Source organism: Paenirhizobium selenitireducens ATCC BAA-1503 (genome assembly GCF_900492185.1).
In the GTDB taxonomy this organism is placed as follows: Bacteria; Pseudomonadota; Alphaproteobacteria; order Rhizobiales; family Rhizobiaceae; genus Allorhizobium; species Allorhizobium selenitireducens_A.
In genome coordinates this window covers 62283-87322 of the sequence record NZ_UEYP01000001.1, presented here as the reverse complement: position 1 = coordinate 87322, position 25040 = coordinate 62283, and the positions used below count along the sequence as shown (strand labels likewise).

General features: G+C 64.3%; 19 protein-coding genes and 1 tRNA gene. 11 read left to right on the top strand and 9 right to left on the bottom strand.

The annotated features are described in order from the left end of the window. Positions 1–79 precede the first annotated feature (79 nt). Positions 80–1366 carry an NAD(P)/FAD-dependent oxidoreductase gene (locus RHIZ70P_RS00355; RefSeq protein WP_115668402.1) on the bottom strand — a complete coding sequence of 429 codons (1287 nt, stop codon included), beginning with the start codon at positions 1364–1366 and terminating at the stop codon, positions 80–82. A 16-nt stretch (positions 1367–1382) separates the two neighbouring features. After that, positions 1383–2819: a glutamine synthetase family protein gene (locus RHIZ70P_RS00350; RefSeq protein WP_115668401.1), complete on the bottom strand. Its 1437-nt coding sequence runs from the start codon at positions 2817–2819 to the stop codon at positions 1383–1385. A 127-nt stretch (positions 2820–2946) separates the two neighbouring features. On the opposite strand from RHIZ70P_RS00350, the gene RHIZ70P_RS00345 reads away from it, so the two are divergent. After that, positions 2947–4128 carry an NAD(P)/FAD-dependent oxidoreductase gene (locus RHIZ70P_RS00345; RefSeq protein WP_115668400.1) on the top strand — a complete coding sequence of 394 codons (1182 nt, stop codon included), beginning with the start codon at positions 2947–2949 and terminating at the stop codon, positions 4126–4128. A 211-nt stretch (positions 4129–4339) separates the two neighbouring features. Continuing rightward, positions 4340–4483, top strand: coding sequence for a hypothetical protein (locus RHIZ70P_RS22885; protein WP_181903937.1), 144 nt, complete (start codon positions 4340–4342; stop codon positions 4481–4483). Positions 4484–4746: 263 nt separating this feature from the next. On the opposite strand, the gene RHIZ70P_RS00340 is transcribed toward RHIZ70P_RS22885, so the two are convergent. After that, positions 4747–5145 carry a RidA family protein gene (locus RHIZ70P_RS00340; protein ID WP_115668399.1) on the bottom strand — a complete coding sequence of 133 codons (399 nt, stop codon included), beginning with the start codon at positions 5143–5145 and terminating at the stop codon, positions 4747–4749. Positions 5146–5289: 144 nt separating this feature from the next. On the opposite strand from RHIZ70P_RS00340, the gene RHIZ70P_RS00335 reads away from it, so the two are divergent. Further along, positions 5290–5883 carry a TetR/AcrR family transcriptional regulator gene (locus RHIZ70P_RS00335; RefSeq protein ID WP_115668398.1) on the top strand — a complete coding sequence of 198 codons (594 nt, stop codon included), beginning with the start codon at positions 5290–5292 and terminating at the stop codon, positions 5881–5883. 115 nt (positions 5884–5998) lie between these two features. On the opposite strand, the gene RHIZ70P_RS00330 is transcribed toward RHIZ70P_RS00335, so the two are convergent. Beyond that, positions 5999–6235: a hypothetical protein gene (locus RHIZ70P_RS00330; RefSeq protein WP_028739060.1), complete on the bottom strand. Its 237-nt coding sequence runs from the start codon at positions 6233–6235 to the stop codon at positions 5999–6001. 219 nt (positions 6236–6454) lie between these two features. After that, positions 6455–7744, bottom strand: coding sequence for an isocitrate lyase (gene aceA, locus RHIZ70P_RS00325; RefSeq protein WP_115668397.1), 1290 nt, complete (start codon positions 7742–7744; stop codon positions 6455–6457). Between the two features lie 239 nt (positions 7745–7983). Between aceA and RHIZ70P_RS00320 the strand changes: the two genes are divergently transcribed. From RHIZ70P_RS00320 to RHIZ70P_RS00300, 5 genes are all read left to right on the top strand, one after another. After that, a complete protein-coding gene (locus RHIZ70P_RS00320) occupies positions 7984–9411 on the top strand; it encodes a helix-turn-helix domain-containing protein (protein WP_115668396.1) in 1428 nt (475 codons plus the stop codon). 126 nt (positions 9412–9537) lie between these two features. Continuing rightward, on the top strand, positions 9538–10638 hold the full coding sequence (locus tag RHIZ70P_RS00315) for a polyamine ABC transporter substrate-binding protein (protein WP_115668395.1): 1101 nt from the start codon (positions 9538–9540) through the stop codon (positions 10636–10638). A 79-nt stretch (positions 10639–10717) separates the two neighbouring features. Next, on the top strand, positions 10718–11878 hold the full coding sequence (locus RHIZ70P_RS00310) for an ABC transporter ATP-binding protein (protein ID WP_115668394.1): 1161 nt from the start codon (positions 10718–10720) through the stop codon (positions 11876–11878). Between the two features lie 12 nt (positions 11879–11890). Continuing rightward, positions 11891–12802: an ABC transporter permease subunit gene (locus tag RHIZ70P_RS00305; RefSeq protein ID WP_115668393.1), complete on the top strand. Its 912-nt coding sequence runs from the start codon at positions 11891–11893 to the stop codon at positions 12800–12802. Between the two features lie 10 nt (positions 12803–12812). Continuing rightward, a complete protein-coding gene (locus tag RHIZ70P_RS00300; RefSeq protein ID WP_115668392.1) occupies positions 12813–13628 on the top strand; it encodes an ABC transporter permease in 816 nt (271 codons plus the stop codon). A gap of 21 nt (positions 13629–13649) precedes the next feature. Here RHIZ70P_RS00300 and RHIZ70P_RS00295 read toward each other — a convergent pair whose 3' ends face one another. Together RHIZ70P_RS00295 and RHIZ70P_RS00290 are read right to left on the bottom strand one after the other, a co-directional pair. Next, positions 13650–13895 carry a DUF6460 domain-containing protein gene (locus RHIZ70P_RS00295; protein WP_115668391.1) on the bottom strand — a complete coding sequence of 82 codons (246 nt, stop codon included), beginning with the start codon at positions 13893–13895 and terminating at the stop codon, positions 13650–13652. 62 nt (positions 13896–13957) lie between these two features. After that, positions 13958–15796 carry an AsmA family protein gene (locus RHIZ70P_RS00290; protein ID WP_181903909.1) on the bottom strand — a complete coding sequence of 613 codons (1839 nt, stop codon included), beginning with the start codon at positions 15794–15796 and terminating at the stop codon, positions 13958–13960. A 205-nt stretch (positions 15797–16001) separates the two neighbouring features. Here RHIZ70P_RS00290 and RHIZ70P_RS00285 point away from each other — a divergent pair, with 205 nt between their 5' ends. Beyond that, a complete protein-coding gene (locus RHIZ70P_RS00285; RefSeq protein WP_115668389.1) occupies positions 16002–17954 on the top strand; it encodes an acetoacetate--CoA ligase in 1953 nt (650 codons plus the stop codon). A 255-nt stretch (positions 17955–18209) separates the two neighbouring features. Here the strand turns inward: RHIZ70P_RS00285 and RHIZ70P_RS00280 are convergent, their stop codons facing one another. Further along, entirely contained in the window at positions 18210–19844 is a 1635-nt protein-coding gene (locus RHIZ70P_RS00280) for an ABC transporter permease (RefSeq protein ID WP_235842127.1), read from the bottom strand. Between the two features lie 256 nt (positions 19845–20100). Further along, positions 20101–24120 carry an ATP-binding protein gene (locus tag RHIZ70P_RS00275; protein WP_115668387.1) on the bottom strand — a complete coding sequence of 1340 codons (4020 nt, stop codon included), beginning with the start codon at positions 24118–24120 and terminating at the stop codon, positions 20101–20103. A gap of 250 nt (positions 24121–24370) precedes the next feature. Between RHIZ70P_RS00275 and RHIZ70P_RS00270 the strand changes: the two genes are divergently transcribed. Both RHIZ70P_RS00270 and RHIZ70P_RS00265 read left to right on the top strand, forming a co-directional pair. Then, the gene (locus tag RHIZ70P_RS00270) at positions 24371–24826 is read left to right on the top strand and encodes a phasin (RefSeq protein WP_115668386.1); all 456 of its coding nucleotides are present in this window, start codon (positions 24371–24373) and stop codon (positions 24824–24826) included. A gap of 136 nt (positions 24827–24962) precedes the next feature. Beyond that, positions 24963–25039: transfer RNA gene (locus RHIZ70P_RS00265), tRNA-His, on the top strand. The last annotated feature ends 1 nt before the right edge of the window (position 25040 follow it).

The following is a 25040-nucleotide window of genomic DNA, read 5'->3' as shown; positions in this document are numbered from 1 at the left end:
TCACTGAAGCCAGATGTAATCTAATCGATTTAAAAAAGCCAGTGGGCAGGTGCGAAAACCATGCCCGCAGCGCAAGAAATCAAAGCTTGTCGCGCAGCGCGTACCAGGTCAGCGCGAGGAACAGCAGGGGACTGCGGAATTTCGCGCCGCCGGGGAAGGGCGGGATTTTCAGGTCGAGCAGATGGTCGAGCTCGCCGCCCTTGCCCGTCACCATGTCGGCATAGAGCTTGCCGCAATAGTTGGACAGCATGACGCCGTGGCCGGAATAGCCGCCGATCGAGATCACGCCGGGCATGACTTCGCGGGCAAACGGCTTGCGCGGCATGGTGATGCCGACCGATCCGCCCCAGCCATGGGTGATCTCGATATCCTTGAGTTCCGGATAGATCTCGGCGATCTGCCGGCGGATATGGGTGGAGATGTCGCGCGGCGTGTCCGAGGTATAGGCCTCGCGCCCGCCGAACAGCATTCTTCCGTCGCGCGTGCGGCGCCAATAACGCACGACGAAGCGCGAGTCGGCGATCGATTCCCTGCCCGGGATGACGGAGGGGAACCTGTCGAGCGGTACGGTCGCGCCGATGAAGGAGCGGATCGGCATGACATGGGCGGCCGTCACCGGCTCGAGATTGCCGATATAGGCGTTTGTGGCGATCAGCACCTTGTCGGCGGTGATCGTGCCGGTCGGCGTATCGATCAGGGTCTTGCCCCCCGACTGGCGGATCGACGAGGCCTTGGTCATCTCATGGATGTCCGCACCCGCAGCCTTGGCTGCCCTGGCGAGCCCGACGATCAGCTTCAGCGGATGGATATGGCCGGTGCCGCTGTCGCGCACGCCGCAGAAGAAACGCTTCGAGCCGACGCGTTCGGCGGTCTCCCTGCCGTCCATGAATGCAAGATGCGGATAGCCATAGCGCGTTGCGGCGATTTCCGCCGTGCGCTGGTATTCCTTGTCGTGTCCCGGCTTGTGGGAGACGTTCATCTGGCCGGGCATGAATTCCATGTCGATGCCGTGCGTCTCGGCAAAGGAGAGCACGTATTTCTTGGCATTCTCGGCCAGATCGAAGAGAGCCTTGGACCGCTCGTAGCCGAGTTCGGCCTCGAGTTCCTCCGGATACCAGCGCTGGCCGGTGCCCATCTGCCCGCCATTGCGGCCAGAGGCGCCGTCGCCGATGCGGCAGCCCTCGATCACGACGACCGAAAGGCCGGCGGTCGCGAGGTTGTAGGCGGCCTGCAGGCCAGTGAAGCCGCCGCCGACGATGGCGACGTCGACGGTCTTCGATCCGTCGAGGGCCGGGTATTCCGGCCGCTCGGTCACGGTGGATTGATACCAGGAAATTCCCGGTGCGATGGGGCTCTGCCAAGCCATGGGAGACTCCTTCGGATCAGACGTTCAGCAGCAGGAACTCGCGTTCCCACGGACTGATGACCTGCATGAAGGTCTCGAATTCGCCCCTCTTCACGCCGGCATAGAGGCCGATGAATTCCGCGCTCAGGACCTCGCCCAGCGCCGGATCGGATTCCAGCAGCGACACGGCCTCGAGCAGGCCGCGCGGCAGCTCGACCGAACCTTCATTGGCCGTTCCCTCGGAGGCCGCCGTCGGCTCGATGCCCTTGATGATGCCGAGATAGCCGCAGGCCAGCGAGGCCGCGAGCGCGAGGTATGGATTGGCATCCGAGCTCGGCAGGCGGTTTTCCACGCGCCGCGCCCTGGCGTCGGAGACCGGCACGCGGAAGGCCGTCGTGCGGTTGTCGTAACCCCAGGCATTGTTGACCGGGGCCGACATGTCGGGGGTGAGCCGGCGATAGGAGTTCACGTAAGGCGCCATCATCACCAGCGTCTTCGGCACGAAGGTCTGCATGCCGCCGATGAAGTGGAAGAACTCCTTGGACGGCGAGCCGTCGGGGTTGGAGAAAATGTTCTTGCCCGTCTCCGCGTCGACCACCGACTGGTGGATGTGCATGGCCGAACCCGGCTGGCCCTGCATGGGCTTGGCCATGAAGGTGGCGTAGATGCCGTGCTTCAGGGCCGCCTCGCGGATCGTGCGCTTGAACAGGAAGACCTGGTCGGCAAGCTCGATCGGGTTGCCGTGGCGCAGGTTGATCTCGAGCTGGGCCGGGCCCTCCTCGTGGATCAGCGTGTCGATCTCGAGGCCCTGCTTTTCCGAGAAGTGATAGATGTCGTCGATCAGCTCGTCGAACTCGTTGATGCCGGCGATCGAATAGCCCTGGCCACCGAGGATGGAGCGGCCGGAACGGCCCTTCGGCGGATGCAGCGGATAGTCCGGGTCGTCGTTCATGGCGACGAGATAGAATTCGATCTCGGGCGCCACGACCGGCCGCCAGCCCTTGGCGTCATAGAGCTTCAGCACGTTCTTCAACACGTTGCGCGGCGTGTAGGGCACGTCCTCGCCGTCCGTGGTGATGATGTCGCAGATCACCTGCGCGGTCGGGTCGGTTTCCCACGGTACGACGGAAAGGGTCGAAAGATCCGGCATCAGCTTGATGTCGCTGTCGCGGGAATCGTAGCGGAACTGGCCGCTTTCCTCCGGATATTCGCCGGAAATCGTATGGCGATAGAGCGCCGAGGGAAGGGCGAGCGAGGTGTCGCCGGTGAACTTCGAGGTCGGCATCATCTTGCCGCGCGGAACGCCCGCGAGGTCGGGCGTGATGCACTCAATGTCCTCGATGCCGCGGGCTCTCAGCCAAGCTGCGGCTTCCTTCCAGGTCTTGACGCCACGGGTGGAGTTGATGTCCGGAGGAATGCTCGCCTTTTTCGACGCTGCGCCTTTGGGTCTGAGCATATTTTTCTTCGGAGGCATGTCTCACCGGTTTGGTTGTTGATGGCGGCATCATAACCCGACTTCGGCATTTGGCGAGGGGGCAAACGCCATTGACTTTGCCCGATTGATCGAAAAGACAGGGTTTCTTTGTCGCAGGAACCCGAAATTGGCGCATATATTTGATGTTGCTGTCATAGGAGCCGGCGCCGCGGGCATGATGGCGGCGCTCGTCGCCGGTCGCCGTGGACGTTCCGTCGTGCTGATCGACCATGCGAAGGCGCCGGGCGAGAAGATCCGCATTTCCGGCGGCGGGCGCTGCAATTTCACCAATATCCATGCGGGGCCGAAGAACTATATCTCAGCCAATCCGCACTTCATGAAGTCGGCGCTGGCCCGCTTCACGCCCGCCGACTTCATCGCCATGGTCGACAAGCACAGGATCGCCTGGCACGAAAAGACGCTCGGGCAATTGTTCTGCGACGACAGCGCCCGCGACATCATCCGCATGCTGCTCGACGAGATGCGCGCGGGCGGGGTGGACCTCAGGCTCGGCGTCGAGATTTCAGCCGTCGAGAAGGGCGAGGGCGGCTTTCGCCTGCAGACGACGGACGGCGAGATCCGCGCCGCTTCCGTGGTGATCGCCACCGGCGGCAAGTCGATCCCGAAAATGGGGGCGACGGGTTTTGCCTATAAGGTCGCCGAGCAGTTCGGACTTCGGCTGACGGAGACGCGGCCAGGCCTGGTGCCACTGACGCTCGACCCCGCGCTGCTGGCCGAGCTGGCGCCGCTCGCCGGTGTCTCGGTCGATGCCGAGGTGCGCCACGGCAAGACGGCGTTTCGCGAGGCCCTGCTGTTCACCCATCGCGGCCTGTCCGGACCGGCCATCCTGCAGATTTCCAGCTATTGGCGCGAGGGCGACGAGATCTCGCTTTGCCTCGAGCCGGACGCGGATTTCGCCGCGGTGCTGAAGGCGGCGAAGAAGGAGAACGGCCGCCAGGCGGTGCAGACCGTGCTGGCGCAGCACCTGCCGAAGCGGCTGGCGCAATATGTCGCCGAGCGGCAGAAGATCGACAAACCGCTTGCCGACCTGTCCGACAAGGCGCTGGAGGCGCTGGCCGCCTTCCTCCATGGCTGGACGATCAAGCCGGCCGGCTCGGAAGGCTATCGCACCGCGGAAGTGACGCTTGGCGGCGTCGACGTCAGCGGGCTGGATTCGAAGACCATGATGGCCAAGGCCGTTCCGGGCCTCTACTTCATCGGCGAATGCGTCGACGTCACGGGCTGGCTGGGCGGCTATAACTTCCAGTGGGCCTGGGCATCCGGTCACGCGGCCGGAGAGAGCATTTGACCGGCGCGCGCGGAAGGCTTTGACGCATAGCAACAAATTTTAGTGAGCGCATTGATTTGTGCGCGCTTTCCGCCATAATTTAGCTCTTGTTAACGTGCCAGAGTCATTCTGGCTCGATGCCGGCATCCACAGCGGATGTGACATGACGTCGGACCGGATTGCCGCAATGCATCGGCATTTTTCCTCAACGGCTATTCCCAGGAAGGCGCCGATGATCATGAAGAACAGCAAGGCAAAAGCCATCGCCATCGCCAGAACGAGGGACGAAGAACTCGCACGGCTTCGCCGCCTGACCCTTCTCTGCCTCGGTGCCTCCGCCGCGCTCGCCGCCTTGGCCCTCGCCTTCGCGGCGTAACGCGAGAGAGCGGCAGCCTGGGGCGCCGCCCGCCTGCAGAGGCGGCATTCCGGATGTCGGTCAGCTGTCCGTGTCTTCATTGCCGGGGCGGCTTTAGCTTCGCCAGTGCGGACGGCACGAATGGCCGTCTGTGCCCAAGCCCGTATGGCCGATAGAAACGCCCAAAGGGCGAAATCAGCGATTTTCCCTGTACGCGCATGGCCCTCCAACCTTTGGCGACGGATAGCGCCTAGCCGGGCGTGACCTGAACCGGATGTCGAGCGCTAATGCGCAGGCGGGATGCGGGCGATCACCTTGATCTCGAAATCGAAACCGGCAAGCCAGTTAACTCCGATTGCCGTCCAGTTCGGATAGGGCCGCTGGCTGAAGACCCGCTGCTTGATCTCCATGATGGCCGGGAACTGGCTTTCCGGATCGGTATGAAAGGTCGTCACATCGATGATATCATCGAAGCTGCATCCGCCGGCATGAAGCGTGGCTTCGAGGTTGTCGAAAGCGAGTTGGACCTGGGCCGGAAAGTCGGGCTCCGGAGTGCCGTCCGCCCGGCTGCCCACCTGGCCCGACACGAACAGGAGATTGTCGGATCGGATTGCCGCGGAATAGCCGTGCTCCTCGTAGAGGGCGTGGCGATTGGCGGGAAAGACGGCGTGCCTGCTGGTCATTCTGTTTCTCCGGTCAGTGCCGGCCAGCTAAAGGCTTGGCAAGCATGGTGGACATGGCTACTACATACGAGGTGTATGTGAGATACTGACATACGCACCGTATGTCAACTCGCATGCATCGCGTATGTGAATTTAAGGGGCGGTATGGCAAAACGGCGCAGTGAAACCATGGAAGAAAACCGCGCCAAGCTCATTGCGGCGGCGCGAGCGTCCTTTGCCGAGCAGGGCTATGCCGCGGCTTCGATGGATGAGCTTACCGCCAGGGCGGGACTGACGCGTGGCGCTCTCTATCATAACTTCGGCGACAAGAAGGGCCTGCTGGCCGCCGTGGTGCATCAGATCGATTCGGAGATGGCGGCGCGCGCGCAGGAGCGGGCAGCACGCGCCAACAGCGCATGGCAGGCCCTGCTGGACGAGGGCGTGGCCTATATCGAAATGGCGCTCGACAAGGAGGTGCAGCGCATCGTGCTTCTGGATGGACCGGCTGTGCTGGGCGATCCTTCGCAGTGGCCGAGCCAGAGCAGCTGCCTGCAGGCGACGCGCGTGGTCGTTGAACAGCTTATCGCCGAGGGCACGATCAAGCCCGTCGACGCCGAAGCGGCAGCGCGGCTGTTGAGCGGCGCGGCGCTCAATGCGGCCCTGTGGATCGCCGCAAGCGACAATCCGGAGGACGTGCTGCCGAAGGCCGTGGCGGCCTTCAAGGCTTTGGCCGAGGGCTTGCTCGTCAGGCCGCTCTAAGTCGCGCAAACGAAAATCCCGCGCAGCGACCGCGTGAAGCTCCCCCCGAAGCCAGCGATCATTGCGCGGGAGCCGACCCGGGGCTTTGACGCCCCGGATGGTCCTTGAAACTCTCTTATTTGCCCTGGGTCACGATGACCGGGATCAACAGGTCGCCCCAATTGCCTTCGCCACCGTGATGGCGGGCCGAGCGGACGAGCTCGACCGATACGCCGGCATCGACCGCCTTCATGACGGACTGGTTGAGGCGGTGCAGGTCGTTGGCGACCATGCGGATCATGGCCTGCTGGTCGGCCGTCATGGCGGAAGCCTGTTCTTCGGCGCGTTCCTTAACTCGGGTCTGCGGGGTCATGGCATTTCTCCTCTTATGTGCGGGGTTCTTGAACTGTTGATCCAGGGTTGGGTCTGTAGCTGCCCCTCATCCGCCTGCCGGCAGCTTCTCCCCGCAGGCGGGGAGAAGGACGGTTGCGGCAAACTCCCGCGGGAGTATCGACCGCTGCGCGTCTCGGGGCACGTCCCCTCTCCCCGCGAGCGGGGAGAGGGCTAGGGTGAGGGGCAAGGCCCCGAAGGCTTACTCGGCGGCCGGCTTGAACTGCTCGGTTTCGGTCGATTCCTTCATCGCCGTGGTCGAGGACTGGCCGCCGGTGATGGCCAGCGAGACGGCGTCGAAGTAGCCGGTGCCGACCTCGCGCTGGTGCTTGGTCGCCGTGTAGCCGTTGACCTCGGCGGCGAATTCCGCTTCCTGCAGCTCCGAATAGGCTGCCATCTGGCGATCCTTGTAGCCGCGGGCCAGTTCGAACATGCCGAAGTTCAGCTGGTGGAAGCCGGCGAGCGTGATGAACTGGAACTTGTAGCCCATCGCACCCAGCTCCTTCTGGAACTTGGCGATCGTCGCGTCGTCGAGGTTCTTCTTCCAGTTGAACGACGGCGAGCAGTTGTAGGCGAGCTTCTTGCCCGGATGCGCCTTGTGGACGGCTTCGGCGAACTTGCGGGCCTGCTCGAGGTCCGGCTTGCCGGTTTCCATCCAGATCATGTCGCAGTGCGGCGCGTAAGCGATCGCACGGGCGATGCAGGGCTCGATGCCGTTCTTGACCTGGTAGAAGCCTTCCGCCGTGCGGCCGGCATCGTAATCGACGAAGGGACGGTCGCGCTCGTCGATGTCCGATGTCAGAAGCTTGGCGGCTTCGGCGTCGGTGCGGGCGACGATCAGCGTCGGGGTGCCCATGACGTCGGCGGCGAGACGCGCGGCGTTCAGGTTACGGATATGGGCCGCCGTCGGGATCAGAACCTTGCCGCCGAGATGGCCGCACTTCTTTTCCGAAGCGAGCTGGTCTTCGAAGTGAACGCCGGCGGCACCCGCTTCGATGAAGGCCTTCATGATTTCGAAGGCGTTGAGCGGGCCGCCGAAGCCGGCTTCGGCGTCGGCAACGATCGGGGCGAACCAGGTGTCGACCGACAGGCCCTTGCCTTCGGCAGTTTCGATCTGGTCGGCGCGTTGCAGCGTGCGGTTGATGCGCTTGGCCAGTTCAGGCGCGGCATTGGCCGGATAGAGCGACTGGTCCGGATACATGGCGGACGCGGTGTTGGCGTCGGCGGCGACCTGCCAGCCGGAAAGATAGATGGCCTTCAGGCCGGCGCGGACCATCTGCATGGCCTGGTTGCCCGAGAGAGCGCCAAGAGCGTTGACGAAGGGTTCTTCGTTGATCAGCTTCCACAGGCGGTTGGCGCCCATTTCGGCCAGCGTGTGGGTGATCTGGACCGAGCCGCGCAGGCGCTTGACGTCGTCGGCGGTGTACGGACGCTCGATGCCGTCATAGCGGCCCTTCGGCGCATTCGGAACGACGTTGTAAAAATCAGTCATAGCAAACTCCCTCTTGCTCAGTTTCACGAAGCTGCTGTCCTTGGGATGGCAGAAGTTCCGCTTTCGATGTGACTGGATTTACAGCGCACTGCACAATACGTCCAGATAAATGGAGGAAATGGTGCCCGGAAAGAGGTTAGCATGTCTTGTCTTTGACATTGCGGCGATGTAAATCTGTAAATGTTGTCAATTCAGAAATTCGTGTCCTGGTCGACCAAGGTTGTAAAAGGTGTGTCACAATGGCGGAGAACAAGATCTTTGCGGGCCCCAGGGTCCGGCGCATCCGCAATGGTCTGGGCCTGACCCAGACGGCGATGGCCGAGGCGCTGGAGATCTCGCCCTCCTATCTCAATCTGATCGAGCGCAACCAGCGGCCACTCACCGTGCAATTGTTGTTGAAGCTCGCCGCCGTCTACAAGGTCGATCTCGACGAACTGCAGGGCGAGGCGGGCGGCATGGCCGGCCAGCTGCGTGAGGTGTTCGGCGATCCGCTTCTGTCTGGCGAGGTGCCGGGCGACCAGGAGTTGATCGAGGTGGCGGAGGCGGCGCCCAATGCGGCGGCCGGCGTCGTCAAGCTCTACCGCGCCTATCGCGAGCAGGCGGCAAGGCTCACCGATCTCGCCGAGCTTCTGGCGCGCGAGGGCCACGAGACCTCGATCTCCGGCGCGCGCCTGCCGATCGACGAGGTGCGCGAGAAGTTCGAGAAGCGGCCCAATTTTCATGCGCGCATCGAGGATGCGGCGGAGGCCTTTCATGCCTCGCTCGGCCTGTCGCCGGGAGAGGATCTGGCGCCGGCGCTGAAGGGCTGGCTGCGGACCAAGCACGGCATTGTCGTGCGCACCCTGCCGATCCACACCATGCCCAATCTTCGTCGTCGCTACGACCGCCACTCGATGCGGCTGTTCCTGTCCGAGCGGCTGTCGCCCTTCGACCAGTTGCGCGAGGTGGCGATGGAAGCCGGTCTTCTGGCCTTCGGCGATGAGATCGCCGCCGAACTGGAAGGGCTGGCCTTTTCGACCGGCGAGGCCAAGCGCCTCGGGCGCTTCGAGCTGGCGCGCTATGCGGCCCATGCCGTCATCATGCCCTATGGCGCCTTTCTTGCTGCGGCACAGCGCGCGCGCTACGACATCGACATGCTGCGCTCGCGCTTCAACGTGTCATACGAGCAGGCGGCCAACCGCCTGACCATGCTGCAGCGACCGGGAGCATCCGGCGTGCCCTTCTTCATGCTCGAGGTCGACAATGCCGGCCATCGCTTCCGCAAGGCCGGCGCGCAGGGTTTCCCCCAGGCGAAGTTCGGCGGCAGCTGTCCCAAGCTCAATATCCATGCCGCCTTCGCCCAGCCGGGCCAGGTTCTGGTCGATCACGTGGAAATGCCGGACGGCACCGGCTTTCTCACCATGTCGCGCACGCTCGACGGACCGCAGGCCGGCTTCAACGAGCGGGTGCGGCGCACCGCCCTGCTGGTTGCCTGCGACATCGCCCATCGCGAGGAGGTGGTCTATGGCCAGGTGGTGGCGGGCTCGACGCTTGGCCCTGTGGCGGTGGGGACAGCCTGCCGGCTCTGCGAAAGGCAGGGCTGTCTCGCCCGTGCCGAGCCGCCGGTGACGCGCCCGCTTGGACTCGACGAAATGGTCACGGGCCTCTCCGCGTTCGATTTCCAGTAGCCCGGGCGAGGGTTTGCAGCTGCGAAGATTACCCCTTGTCGCCCGTCCATTTCCTTTCTAGTCTGGTAAAAAAAAGAGGGAATGGCTGATCGGGCGTCAGGCTCGGAGGCTGGAACAGGAGAGAAAATGAAGACCGATCTCATGCGTTTTTTGGCGTCCGCCGCAATGGTGACGCTGGCTATGGCATCCGCGGCAAAGGCCGAGGGCGTCGTGCACGTCTACAATTGGTCCGACTATATCGACGAGTCGGTTCTCGAGGACTTCACCAAGGAAACCGGCATCAAGGTCGTCTATGACGTCTTCGATTCGAACGAGATCGTCGAGACCAAGCTGCTCGCCGGCGGCTCCGGCTATGACGTCGTCGTGCCGACCGGGCCTTTCCTCGCCCGCCAGATCCAGGCCGGCGTCTTCCAGAAGCTCGACAAGTCCAAGCTGCCGAACCTGTCCAACATGTGGCCGGACATCATGGAGCGCCTGGCCAAGTACGATCCGGGCAACGAATATGCCGTCAACTACATGTGGGGCACCACCGGCATCGGCTACAATGTCGAGAAGGTCAAGGCGGCGCTCGGTGCGGATTTCAAGGTTGACAGCTGGGATGCGATCTTCAAACCCGAGAACGCCGAGAAGCTGAAATCCTGCGGCATCAACATCCTCGACGCATCCGACGAGACCTTCGCCATTTCGATGAACTATATCGGCAAGGACCCGGACAGCAAGGAAACGGCTGACCTGGAGGCCGGCGGCGATGTCTACATGAAGATTCGCCCCTTCGTGAAGACCTTCAACTCCTCCTCCTATATCGACGATCTCGCCAATGGCGATATCTGCATGACCATCGGCTGGTCGGGCGACATCCTGCAGGCCAAGGCCCGCGCGGAGGAAGCCAAGAACGGCGTCGAGATCAACTACGTGATCCCGAAGGAAGGCACCTATATGTGGTTCGACAACCTGGCGATCCCGGCGGATGCCAAGAACGTCGAGGAAGCCCATGCCTTCATCAACTTCCTGATGAAGCCCGAGGTCATCGCCAAGGCCTCGAACTACGTCCAATACGCCAACGGCAACCTGGCCTCGCAGGCTCTGCTCGACGAGGAAGTCTTCAAGAACCCGTCGGTCTATCCGGATGCCGAGACGGTCAAGAAGCTCTTCACCATCTCGCCCTACGGACCGAAGGAACAGCGCGTCCTGAACCGGGTCTGGACCCAGATCAAGACCGGCAACTGATCGGATCAAGACCAACCGGGCGCCTCAAGGCGCCCGGTTTCTTTGGACTGTTTTTTTCAATAGGCATTTGGATCGGGCGATGGCGAAATCTCTGGGACCGGTAAAGCGCAAATTTTCTCCGTGGACCGATCCCGCATCGGTCCCCTTCATCCGGTTCGAGAACGTGACGAAGCGCTTCGGCGACTTCACCGCCGTCAAGGATCTTACCCTCGACATCTATGAGCGCGAATTCTTCTCGCTGCTCGGGCCGTCGGGCTGCGGCAAGACCACGCTGATGCGCATGCTGGCCGGCTTCGAGGAGCCGACAGAAGGCCGCATCCTGCTGCAAGGCAAGGACATATCCGGCGTGCCGCCCTATCGGCGACCGACCAATATGATGTTCCAGTCGTATGCGCTGTTCCCGCACATGACGGTCGCCAAGAACATCGCCTTCGGCCTGGAACAGGATCGTCTGCCGAAGGAGGAGATCGATGCGCGCGTCGCCGAGATGCTGAAACTCGTCAAACTCCAGGAATTCGCCAAGCGCAAGCCGAACCAGCTCTCCGGCGGCCAGCGCCAGCGCGTGGCGCTCGCCCGCTCGCTCGCCAAGCGGCCGAAGGTGCTGTTGCTCGACGAGCCGCTCGGCGCGCTCGACCGCAAGCTGCGCGAGGAAACCCAGTTCGAGCTGATGGACATCCAGCAGACGCTCGGCACCACCTTCCTGATCGTCACCCACGATCAGGAGGAGGCGATGACCGTGTCCGACCGCATTGCGGTCATGGACAAGGGCGAGATCATGCAGGTGGCGACGCCGGCCGAAATCTACGAGGCGCCGAACAGCCGCTATGTCGCCGACTTCATCGGTGACATCAATATCGTCGAGGGCAGGCTCGAGACGGTGGAGAAAGTGGCGGAAGGTGCGCTGGCCACCGTGGTTTGCACCAATGGTCTCCGGGTGGTGGTCGACCAACCCGCCTGCAAGGCCGAGCCCGGTGCTCCGGTTGCCTTCGCTATCCGGCCGGAGAAGGTCCGCATCGGCAGTGAGCCCCCGGCCGATACCTCGGTCAATGCGCTGTCCGGCGAGGTCTGGGACATCGGCTATCTCGGTGACTTTTCGGTCTTCATCGTCAAGCTTGCCGATGGCAGCACCTTCCGAGCCGCGCAGGCCAATACCCATCGCCTCGTCGACCGCCCCATCACGGTGGACGACAAGGTCTGGCTCAGCTGGCCGGTCGATGCCGGCCTCGTGCTGACGCGCTGAGGGATCAAGGCCATGAGCGACGCCACGTTAGCCCCATCACCGACCTCTTCGCCAGCGCGCTGGCTGGTCGTGCTCATACCTTATCTGTGGATGGTGCTGTTCTTCATGGCGCCGTTCTTCATCATCGTGAAGATCTCGCTGTCGGACACGGCGATCGCCATGCCGCCCTATGTTCCGGTGTTCGACGGACTGTCGGCTATCGGATCGTTCTTTTCGGAACTGGATTTCGAGAACTACCTCTTCCTGACCCAAGATTCGCTCTACGTGAACGCCTATCTGTCGTCGCTCAAGATTGCGGTAATCTCGACCTTCCTTCTGCTTTTGATCGGCTATCCGATCGCCCTTTCCATGGCGCGCGCGCCGGTCTCGATCCGGCCCACCCTGCTGATGCTGGTGATCCTGCCGTTCTGGACCTCCTTCCTGATCCGCGTCTATGCCTGGATCGGCATCCTGAAGCCGGAAGGCCTTTTGACGCTGCTGCTGCAGGCGATCGGTCTCTACGGGCCCGACGAGCAGGTGCAGATCTACCGCACCGACATCGCCGTCTATATAGGCATCGTCTATTCCTATCTGCCCTTCATGGTCCTGCCGCTCTATGCCGCGCTGGAAAAGCTCGACGGCACGCTGCTCGAGGCGGCAAGCGATCTCGGCTGCCCGCCGTGGAAGGCCTTCTGGCGGATCACGTTCCCGCTGTCGATCCCCGGCGTGATCGCCGGCTCGATGATCTGCTTCATCCCGATCACCGGCGAATTCGTCATTCCCGACCTGCTTGGCGGGGCCGAGACGCTGATGATCGGCAAGACGCTGTGGACCGAGTTCTTCAGCAACCGCGACTGGCCGCTCGCCTCGGCCGTGGCCGTCCTGCTGCTGCTTTTGCTGGTGGTGCCGATCGCCATCTTCCAGAACCAGCAGCAGAAGGTGTGAGGGCGAAACCATGAAACCCGGCAAATTCGACGCGACCATCCTCACCTTCGGCTTCGCCTTCCTCTATATCCCGATCATCATCCTGGTGATCTATTCCTTCAACGATTCCAAGCTGGTCACCGTATGGGGCGGCTTCTCGCTGAAATGGTACAGCCAGATGTGGTCCAACGAGGGCCTGATGAGCGCCGCCTGGGTGACGGCCCGCGTCGGCCTGCTCAGTGCGTCGTTCGGCACGATCCTTGGAACGCTGGCGGCGCTGGCGCTGGTGCGCTATGGCCGATTCCCCGGTCGTCTGCTTTTTTCCGGCATGGTCTATGCGCCGCTGGTCATGCCGGAGGTCATCACCGGCCTGTCGTTGCTGCTGCTGTTCGTCGCGCTCGACATCGACCGCAGCCTGATGACCGTCACCATCGCCCATACGACATTCACCATGTGCTACGTGGCGATCGTCGTGCAGTCGAGATTGCTCACCTTCGACACCAGCCTCGAGGAAGCGGCGCTCGATCTTGGTTCACCACCGGTCAAGACCTTCTTCAGGATCACCCTGCCGCTGATCATGCCGGCCGTGGTGTCGGGCTGGATGCTCGCTTTCACACTGTCGCTCGACGACCTGGTCATCGCCTCCTTCACCACCGGCCCCGGCGCCACCACGCTGCCGATCAAGATCTACAGCCAGGTGCGGCTTGGGGTGACGCCGGAGATCAATGCAGTGTGTTCGATCCTGATCGGCCTCGTCACCATCGGTGTCATCATCGCCTCGATCACCACCAAGCGGCGGGAACTGCAAAGACAGCGCGACGAGCATGTGGCGGCCCAAGCGGCCTGAGCCTCGCTTTCCGGTCCTTCCTCAACCGTCGCGCCGCGGCATGAGCAGGTAGGTGAGGAGCCAGACCGGCAGGACGATGACCGCGCCGAGCAGGATGCGCGGGCTGGCCCAGGCGCCGGCGGCTTGCACCCCGCTCCAGAATTCCTCCGCCGTCATGCCGAAGAGGGCGAGCATGCTGTCGGTCGAGATGCCGATGAAGGCCATGAGGCTGCCTGCCAGCAGCGAAGCCAGCGCGATCTTGATGAGACCCGTGACAAACCGATACACCGCAAGCCCCTTTGCGCTCGTGCACCGGGCCGCTCATGCTCCGGTCCACCGTTGATTCGCGCTTATTTTAGGGGATTTGCAGGCGGGAGATAGATGGGGGTGATGACCGGGTCCGGCCAGGCGCCACCGATGAAGAAACGCAGGCGCGGAAAGGCTGCCTCGCCGGCCGGATCGGTGGCCGACAGCTCGCCCAGAAGGGCCAGCGCATTGTCGGCATAGGGCACGATCCCACTGACGGTCAGCGTCTCGTCCGGGCCGACGAGGCGGGCTTTCAGCACTTCGGCCCTACCGCTGGCGAAGCGGGCGCTGTAGTCGAGCCGGTCATAGGGCATCGACCCGTCACCACCGGCGCTCAGCTGGAAATAGGCGCTGGTCGACGCCAGCCTGCGGATCGCCGGCGCGTCGATGCCGGTCAGCACGCCCCCTTGTGAGGCGAAGGTGAAGGTGCCGGACATGTCTGACAGGCCGGTCTCCCAGGGGGGCTGCCTGGTATTGACGGTGAGGTCGACCGAGCCCCTGCCGCGCGCCACCGGTCCCGCGACCTTCAGGTGATCGGCAACAGCGGCGAAATCGGCATTGCGGATCGAAAGCGTCAGGTCGCCGCCGCGGGCAAAGCCGCTGCCGGCACCGATGAAGCTCGCGGTCAGGTCGCCGCCTTCAAAGGCCGCGTCGGCGATGTCGAACTGCGCCGCCTTGCCGGTCGCGAGAATGCTGGCGGCGACATCGCCCAGTTCGAATGGGGGCAGGTCGGCGCGAGTGGCCGACAGCGTCAGGTCGAAATCCAGCCATTGCAGCAGGCGCGGCGGACGCTCCGTCGCCTGGCTCTCCTCGTCAGCCGAGGGAAGGTCGAGTGAGAAGGCGGAAAGCAACCGGGTGATGTTCAGCCGGTCGAAGGCCAGCGTGCCGCTGACCCGCGGTTTGGCCCCAGCCGGGCGCGACAGCGACAGGATGCCGGTGCCATGGATGTCGTTGACGTCGAATTCCAGGCCGTCGAGGCGCAGTTCCTCGCCGACCCGCGCCAGTTCGGCCGTCAACTGCGCCTGCTTGACATTGTCGAGGCCGGCAAGGCGGATGCCGCTCCACGCCTTGAGTGCCGCAATATCCTTGGCGCTGAGCGCGAGCCCGCCCGAGCGGAAGAGGCCGTCGGTGAGATTGACGACGCCGTCGAACCGCGCGGCAAAGGCGGCGGCATCGAGGGTGGCGTTCAAGCGCGCGTCCCTGCCGGAGAACAGCAATAGCGGCTGCGGCGAGGAGAAGTCCAGCTTGATGGCGAGCCCGCCGGCATCGAGCAAGGCGGTGGCCTTGAGCGCCTGTGACAGCCTCGGCCAGGCGATATCGGCCGATATGCCATTGGCCACGAGCAGATGACCGGAGGCCTCGTCGGTGAGTTCGATCGAGCCGTCCTCGATCGTGACAGCGCCGACGGATGCGTCGAATTCGGGCCCGAGCATCTGCGCATCCCCGTCGCGTGGCTCGACCTCGCGCACCGCGGCGCTCAACAGGCCTTCGCTCGCCCAATCGAGCCGGCCGTTGTTATCCCGGTCCACATGGAAACGCGGGCGCAGCAGGTGGAATGCGTCGAACTGTGGCCGGCCGCGCATCGCCGAATAGAGGCCGAAGGTCGCTGACAGCTTTTCGATCCGTCCGAGCACCTTCATCCCGTCAGCGCCGGGCTTGCTGATCGTAACGCCATTGAGCGACACCCGCGGCTTCGGCCAGAATTCGATCTCCGGCGTGCCGGACATCGACACCCGATGGCCGGTCCATCGCGAAACGGCCCCCTCCATGGCGGAGCGCACGAGGCCCGAGGAGACGAGATAGGGGGCGGCGATGCGCGATATGACGAACAGCGCCGAGACGACGACAAGCGCAACTAGGATCACGCCCAGGATGCGTCGCACGGCCGGTTGTCGGCGCCGGCACTGTTCGCCTGGTCTGCGCTCGTCGGGCATGAAGGACCCCGGGCTCCATCGGCCGGGCAACGGCCCGGTCTCATCGTTCTGCCGGATATAGGAATTGCCGCCGGCATGCAAACCGGCTGTCTCCTCCGGGACTTTATATTGCGCTGCAAACTGCTATACAGGCTATGTTTTTGAGGAGGAACGAATGCAACAGGAAATGCCGCTCTGGACCCCGTCCGACAGCCAGATCAAGTCGTCGCCGATGTACCGCTTCATGACCTGGTGCAGTACGCGCGTTGGTCGCGATTTCTCCGACTATGATGCCTTCCATCAATGGTCGGTCGACGACCGCGCCGCCTTCTGGTCGGCCGTCTGGGACTATTGCGGCGTCAAGGGAGAGAAGGGCGAGCGGCTTTTGGAAAACGGCGACGTCATGCTCGACGCGCGGTTCTTCCCCGATGCCCGGCTTAACTTCGCCGAGAACCTGCTGAGTGAAAGCGGCGACGACGACGCGATGATCTTCCGCGGCGAGGACCAGGCCGAGGACCGCTGGTCGTGGGATCGGTTGCGCCATGCCGTATCGCGTCTGCAGCAGGCTTTCCGTGCCATGGGAATCGAGAAGGGCGACCGCGTCGCCGCCATGGTGCCGAACATGCCGGAAACCGTGGCGCTGATGCTGGCGGCGGCTTCGATCGGTGCCATATGGTCGTCCTGCTCTCCCGACTTCGGCGAACAGGGTGTGCTTGATCGGTTCGGCCAGATCGAGCCCAAGCTGTTCCTCGCGGTCGACGGCTACTGGTATAACGGCAAGCGGCAGGATACGGCGGAAAAGGTCAAGGCGGTCTCTGCCAAGCTCGGCGTGCCGCTGGTCGTCATCGCCTATGCGGGCGACGCTCCGGCGATTGCGGAGGCGGTGCCGGGGGCAAGGACGCTCGCCGACTTCGTTGCGCCATATGAGGCCGGCGAGATCGCCTTCGAGCCGCTGCCGTTCTCGCATCCGCTTTATATCCTGTTTTCCTCCGGCACGACGGGGGTGCCCAAGTGCATCGTCCATTCGGCCGGCGGCACGCTGTTGCAGCACCTGAAAGAACAGCGCTTCCATTGCGGCCTCGAAAAGGGCGAGCGGTTCTTCTATTTCACCACTTGCGGCTGGATGATGTGGAACTGGCTGGTCTCGGGACTGGCCTCCGGCGCAACGCTCTGCCTCTATGACGGCTCGCCCTTCTATCCCGACGGCAATGTGCTGTTCGACTATGCGGCCGAGGAGCAGTTCGCCTTTTTCGGCACCTCGGCCAAGTATATCGACGCCGTGCGCAAGGGTGGCTTCACGCCGAACACCACCCATGATCTCTCCTCGTTGCGGATGATGACCTCGACCGGTTCACCGCTGTCGCCGGAGGGCTTCTCCTTTGTCTACGAGGGGATCAAGTCCGATATCCATCTCGCCTCGATCTCCGGCGGCACCGACATCGTCTCCTGCTTCGTGCTCGGCAATCCGCTGAAGCCCGTCTGGCGCGGTGAGATCCAGGGGCCGGGCCTCGGTCTCGCGATCGATGTGTGGGACGACGAGGGCCGGCCGGTGCGCGGCGAAAAGGGCGAGCTGGTCTGCACAAAAGCCTTCCCGTCGATGCCGATCATGTTCTGGAACGATCCGGACGGTGCCAAGTATCGCGCCGCCTATTTCGAGCGTTTCGACAATGTCTGGTGCCACGGCGACTTTGCCGAATGGACCGCCCATGACGGCATCGTCATTCACGGCCGCTCCGATGCCACACTGAATCCGGGCGGCGTGCGCATCGGCACGGCCGAGATCTACAACCAGGTCGAACAGATGGAAGAGGTGCTCGAGGCGCTGTGCATCGGCCAGGACTGGGACGACGACGTGCGCGTCGTACTGTTCGTCCGGCTTGCCGCCGAACGCGCGCTGGACGAGGACCTCATCAAGGCGATCAAGACCCGCATCCGCACCGGCGCCTCGCCGCGCCATGTGCCGGCCAAGGTGATTCAGGTCGCCGACATTCCGCGCACCAAGTCGGGCAAGATCGTCGAACTGGCGGTACGCGACGTGGTGCATGGGCGGACGGTGAAGAACAAGGAAGCGCTGGCCAATCCGGAGGCACTCGACCTGTTTGCCGGGCTCGAAGAGCTGAAGTCCTGACATACGAGGGATTTGGCTGCCAAAGAACAAGGCGGCGGGTTGGAAATGCGTCAATCGGGGTGACATCCGTCACCTCGGGTAACGACTTGTTAAGACGCATTTGGCATACCTTGACCAAGTTGGAGGCCCACCATGAACGTGCGGCTTGGAACCTCTGGTTCACGATACATGATGTTGATCGACCCAAGCTCCAGTTGGACAGCATGAATTTTCAGGGCGGCGCAAGCCGCCCTTTTTTCATGGGCTCGCCCCGGGTCAGCGAGGTCGGTCGAGCGAGCGGGACACCAGGATGACCGGGATCAGGCCGGCCAGGATGATGATGATCGCAGCCACCGAGGCATCCTGCACCTTCGAGCGCGAGGCATCCTCGTAAACCAGCGTCGCCAGCGTGTTGAAGTTGAACGGCCGCAGCAGGATGGTGGCCGAGAGTTCCTTCAGCGTCTCGATGAACACCAGCAGAGCCGCGGTCAAGACAGCGGGGCGCATGTTCGGCAGGAGAACCTGCCGGAAGGTCTGCCACGCATTGCGGCCCAGCGTGCGTGCTGCCATGTCGAGATGCGGCGAGAGCTTCTGGAAGCCGGCGTCGATCGTGCCTTCGGCCATGGTGAGGAAGCGCACGGTCGCCGCATAGACGATGGCAAAGCCGGTGCCGGAAAGAAGCAGGCCGGAGGAGACGCCGAACGCGGAGCGCAGGGCGCCATCCATCAGGTTGTCGAGCCTCGCCAGCGGTATCAGCACGCCGATGCCGAGGACGGTTCCGGGAATGCCGTAGCCGAGCGAGGCGAGGCGACTTGCGCCGGCAGTGAGCCGCGATCGTTCGGTCCTGACGGCATAGGCCAGCACGAAGGCGAGGATGACGGTGAGCAGGGCCGCCGCCGAGGAAACCAGGACCGAATTGCCGAGGGCCTCGAGGAGGCGCGGTTCGGCGAAATCGTCGAGGCGGCGCAGGGCAAATCCGGCCAGCACCGCGACGGGGATGACGAAGCCGACCAGGACGGGCAGGGCGCAGAGGAGCGCCGCGCCCCAGCCGCGCCAACCGGCGAGCTTCAGGCGCACGGCGTCGATGGTGACGGCGGTCGTCTTGTGGCTGGCGAAGCGCTGGCGGCGGCGCGCCCGACGCTCGATCCACAACAGAAGCACGACGAAGACGAGCAGCACGGAGGCGATCTGGGCGGCGCCGGCGAGGCTGCCGCGGTTGAGCCAGGTGTCGTAGATCGAAAAGGTCAGCGTCTGGACGCCGAGATATTCGACCGCACCGATGTCGTTCAGCGTTTCCATCATCACCAGCGTCAGCCCGACCATGATGGCCGGTCGGGCCATCGGCACCTGGACCTGCGAAAAGACGCGCCATGGACCGGCGCCGAGCGTGCGTGCCACATCGGCCGCCGCCCGGCCCTGCATCAGGAACATTGAGCGACAGGCGAGATAGACGTAAGGGTAGAGCACCGCCGTCATGACCAGCACGGCGCCGCCGAGCGAGCGCACGTCGGGAAAGCTGTAGTCCCGCGCCGAGGCAAAGCCGGACAGGCTGCGATAGAGGCCTTGCACGGGGCCGGTGAAATCGAGGAATTCGCCGAAGGCATAGGCTGCGAGATAGGACGGTATGGCGAGCGGCAGCACCAGCGCCACCGACAGCAGGCGGCGGAAGGGGAAGTCGCAGGATGCCACCAGCCAGGCGCTGACGATGCCGATGGAGGCGGTCAACGCGCCGGTCAAGGCCAGCAGGAGCAGGGTGCGGCCGGCGGCGCGCGGCACGACATTGGTCAGCATGTGCTGCCAGTTGTCGCTGCCGCCGCCAAGCCCGATCAGGAAGATGGCGACGATCGGCATGGCGACGAGGGCCGACACGGCGATCGCCGCGATCGTCGGGAGAGACAGCCGCCGCCGCATCGGCTCGCAATCCTTTGTCTGCGCCATGCGCGCTTCCGCTGCCAAGGCTGGTCTCCCTGCGTTATCCCAAGAGGCCGGCGGCGCTGGACGCCACCGTGCCTGAGCCGGTCTAGCCGAAACCGGCCGGGAAGGAAACGGGTTTGGCAATGCCTGGTGGACGGGCCGCAGGGGCAGCCCTTTTTCCAGGAGGCAGGAAAGGCCAGATCGTCAGGCCTTTCCTGCCGCGTATCGGATTGGTCGCGGGCCGGCCTTCGGCTCAGTCCGCCAGCACGCGCTGCGACGGGAAGATGATCTCCACCAGCGTGCCTTCGTTGGGCGAGGACGAGATGGAGAAATGGGCGCGGTTGGCGTCGACCATGGCCTTGGTCAGCGGCAGGCCGAGCCCGGTGCCGTCCCCACGATTGCGCGCACCGGTCTGCACCTGGCGGAACGGCTTCATCGCCTGTTCGAGCTCGGTGCGGCTCATGCCGATGCCGGTGTCGCGGATCCTCAGCGCCACGCTGCCGTTCGCCTCATAGGCGGTCGAGACGATGATCTGGCCGCCCGACGGGGTGAAGCGGATGGCGTTGGCCAGGATGTTGAGGACGATCTGCTTGATCGAGCGCATGTCGGCGACGACGTTGGGCACGGCCTGCGACAGCGCGGTCCGGATGATGACGCGCTGGCCGTTGGCCTGCGGCTGGATGATCGAGACCGCCGCCTGGACCGTTTCGTTCAGGCCCACGGCGGTGAAATCGAGATCCATCTCGCCTGCCTCGATCTTGGAAATGTCGAGCAGGTCGTTGACGATGTCGAGCACGTGCCGGCCGGAGCGCACGATGTCATTGGCATATTCGCCGTAGCGCGGATGGCCGAGCGGGCCGAAATGCTCGCTGGCCATCATGTCGGCAAAGCCGATGATGGCGTTGAGCGGCGTGCGGATCTCATGGCTGACGCGGGCGAGGAAGTCGCTCTTGTGGGCATTGGCGGTCTCGGCGGCGCGCTTGGCGTTGCGCAATTCTTCCTCGGTCCGCTTCCATTGGGTGATGTCGCGGATCACCGCGCAATAGCCGTTCGACGAGGTGAGCTTGCCGATCGTCATGAACAGCGGCAGGAAACCGCCCGAGGCTTCGCGGCCGATCACCTCGCGGCCGTCGTTGAGGACGCTTGCGACCCCATGGCCGGAAAGCCCGCCGAGATAGTCGAGGATCGATTTCTGGCTCTCATGGGCAAACAGCATGACGAACGGCTTGCCGCGCGTTTCCGTCTCGTCGAAGTTGAACAGCGCGCTGGCCGCCCGGTTGAGCGAGCGGATGTCGCCATTGGCATCGAGGATGACGACGCCATCGGTCGCCGTCTCGAGGATCGACCGCAATTCGTCGACCTCCACCTGCAGGCGGGCCAGTTGTTCGGCGCGGGCCTCGCCCCGCGGTTCGGCGACGGGGAGCGGAACGACGGTCGAGGCCGCTGCGGGTTTCTCGGCCGTGCCCGGCGCTGCATCGGCTGCCGGGATCAGCGCCAGCATCAGGGCGGTCGCCCGCTCGAAGCGCACCGATTGCAGGCGCGCCGTGACCGGCACCAACCGGTCGTCGGCGCGTACGATGACGACCCGGCCCGCCTCTTCGCTCGCCCCCTCCAGATCCTGCCGCTGGATCAGCACGTCGAGGCCGCCGGCGGTATCGAGATCCTCGATCGAGGCATAGCCGGTCAGCGCCAGGAATTCCGGATTGGCGTGGATCAGCCGGTCGCCGACATGGATCAGAAGCGCGACCGGCATGAGGTCGACGATTTCGGCCGAGAGCGCATTGTCGCGCTTGAGACGCAGCGTGGCGAATTCCTCGACGGCCGGATCGACCGGCCAAGACCCTGTCGCGTCCGGCGCCTGCGGCGTGGGGACGTCGGCGACGGGCGCATGCGGAACCGATTGTAGAGCATCCGGCGCTTTGGACAATTCACCCGCCTTGATCTCGCCTGTCTTGATCTCGCCTGTCTTGATCTCACTGGTCTCGATTTCGCCCGTCTCGATTTCGGCGGCCTGTACCTCCGCTGCACGCTCCTCGGCAGCGTCCGGTTTGGACTTGTTCCCCTCCGAGGTCTCCATCGCCGAGACCCCGGCCTCGTTGCGGCGGATCTCGCTTAGGGCCTCGGCGGCCTTTTCCCGCAAACCTTGCGGGTCGAGCTTGCGGGCGATCTCCAGGAAGGCGGCCTGTTCGCCGGGCGTCAGGCCCTCCTTGCCGCGGGCGCGACGTTCCTCGAGCTGCACCACCTTGTCGGAATGGCGGCGGCCGGGCGTCTGGACGATCTGCAGCGCCGGAGGCTCCACCGCGGCGCGCCCGGTCGGTTCGGCCGTCTCTGTGGCCGTCTCGAAGAGGTCCGGCTCGCCGCTCGTTGCCGGCACTTCGGCGAGGGGCGCGGGCGCGGCGGTCTGCGACCCGTCGGCAACGGCCGGCATTTCGGACGCGCTGATCGACGGCTCGGGTAAGGACACGGGCTGTTCGCCCTCGGTCGCATCGTCTGCCAGATCCGCAGCGGGCGCGTCCTGCGGCCGGACATCGACCAGCGGGACGACGGGCACGGGCTCTGCCGTCGGCTCGATCATGCCAGCCGCCACCGATTCGTTCGGTGATGCGGGCGCGGCGAAGGTCAGGCCGGTGCGGTTCGGGTCTTCGACCGCATCGGCCAGCCGGACGATGCCGAAGCCGCGAAAGCCGTCGAAGTCGCGGCTGCGGGTATAGGTCGGCAATGCGGCGAGATCGACGGGCACCATCAGGGTCGTGCCTTCCACCGGCCAGTGGATCGTCTTGCCCGACCAGGTGTCGCGCTTCTTCAGCAGTTCGCCGATCTTTCCCTCCGGATCGAGGTTGAACAGGGCGGCGAGGTCGGCAAAGGCGATGCCGTTGATGTCGGCGGCACGCGGGCCGACGGCCTCGGCGAACTCGGCCGAGACATCGCAGAACCGCCCGTCGGCGTCGATCTTCCAGACGAACCGTGTGGCGCGCCGTTCCGGCGAAAAGACGAAGGCGGGGCCTGGAGCAGCGCGCGAGGATGGGAAGGATGCCGCCTCGGCCCCGACGGCGCGGACCGTCTCGGCCGAGGTTCCGGCAACGGTGTCCGACTCCTCGGCTTTTGCGTCGGAGCCCATGTCGGCGGCAGTAGGCGCGTCCGGCGTAATCTCCGGCATGGCGTCGGTGGCCTCAACTGGCGAAACTGAGTCGGTCAGCGCGACGGTCTCCCCGGCATCGGCCGAAAGGGCGTCGGCCTCGGTGTCGGCGAGGGGGCCGGCTTCCTCCTCGAAGGTCGCGACCACCTCGGCCGCAGCTTCGGCAAGCACCGCGTCCTCCGGTGTCGCGACCTCGTCCGGACCCTCTTCGGAAACCCGGTCTTCGGCCGCTTCGTCTTCCAAGGCCTCGTCCAGCGCCTCGATCTCGTCGCCGTCGAAGTCCTCGATCTCGCCGATCGCTTCGACGACATCGGCAAATCCGGCTTCGGCCTCGACCACGCCGGCGGTCACCACGGCCGCGGTCTCGGCGGAGAGGGCCGGTTCGGCGGCGGAGGCCTGCGTGACGATTGTCGCCGGGGCGACCGCAGGGGCCGGTTCCTCGCTCTGGAACTGGTCGGTCGGGTCCATGGTGCCGAGGATGGTTTCCACGGCGAACAGGAGATGCAGCGCCGGATCGTCGCTGAGCTTGCCGATGGCGGCGGGCAGATAGCCCCGTCCGGTCGGGATAGGCCGCTTGACCAGATGGTCGGCATCCGTGCCGGCCAGCGTCACCAGCGTGCGGGCGGTCTGCGCGGTAATGCCGAGACCGGCGAATTTCGCCGAGGCGACGACCACCCGGCCGTCCCCGTCGAGCACGGCCATGTGGGTGTCGGGATCGTCGAAGCCGCTCAGCATGTCACCGGCGCGCTCGGCAAGGCTGCCGGCCTTTCCGAGCGGCGGGACGGAGAGGAGAATGACGGGCTCGCCGCGACGGATCTCGAGCATTTCCGCCGTCGCCGTCACGGGAACGCGCTGGAAGCCCGACGCGATGCGCAACAGCAGCGAACGGCTGTCGCCGACCGCGCCAAGCTGGCGCGCCACGCCCTCGATCTGGCGGAAGGCGACGTCGCCACGGTTCGGCCCTTCCTCGATGAGGTCGTAGATCGAGGCATTGCCGAAGAAGCGCGCCCCGGCCCCATTGGCCCACAGCACCCGGTCGAGCGCGGGCGAAAACACGACGAGCGCCTCGCCCCGGGCAAAGCGCGTGCGGATGCTGTCGTGAACGGCGACGTCGATGAACGGGTATGGAGCGGGCATCCTGGGACCTGTCTTAGCAATTGCCGTCACCTGCGGCAAATTAACAGATTTTTAATAGCTAGGCACGGCTTTCGGGTCCAGCAAGGTGCGACTGTTTCGACCAACAGGGTTAATCCGCGGCGGACGCGAGAAAATCTATGTTGCGGCGCACAATAATATTGCAATGCACAATGGGCGGTGCTATATGAGGTTCATCGAACACAACCGGGCCCGCCCATCGCTGACCCGCTCAAAGATGAGGATCACTGACATGGCTGCCAATTCCCAAAAGGACGTCTTCTCCTTCTCCGCCACCGCCTTCGACCCGGCAAAGGTCAACGAAACCTTCCGCGACTTCGCCGAAAAGGGCGCCGCTCAGTCGAAGGACGCCTATGCCAAGATGAAGACCGCGACCGAAGAAGCCACCAAGACCGTCGAGACCACGCTGCAGACCGCCCAGGCCGGCACCGTCGAACTCGGCCTCAAGGCCATCGACGCGCTGCGCACCAATGCCGAAATGTCGCTGTCGCACATGGAAGCCCTGCTCGGCGTGAAGTCGATCGCCGAACTGGTCGAACTGCAGACCTCCTTCATCCGCAAGCAGGCCGAAGTCACCGTCGAACAGGCCAAGACCATGCAGGAAGCCGTCAAGAAGGTTGCCGAAACGGTCGTGAAGCCGGGCAAGGAAGCCGCTGAAAAGGTCATGTCGACCTTCAAGGCCGCCTGATCAAAGACACATGTCCTCCCAAGGACTTGAGGCCGGGGCACTTGCCCCGGCCTTTTTTCGTTTGGTGCAAAAAAGGCTTGAAAAAGACGCCAACTGTCCGTATGTGACCCCTCAAGGCGTCTTGGACGCCCGATGTGCGGTTGTAGCTCAGTTGGTTAGAGCGCAGGTTTGTGGCACCTGAGGTCGGAGGTTCGAGACCCCCCAACCGTACCAT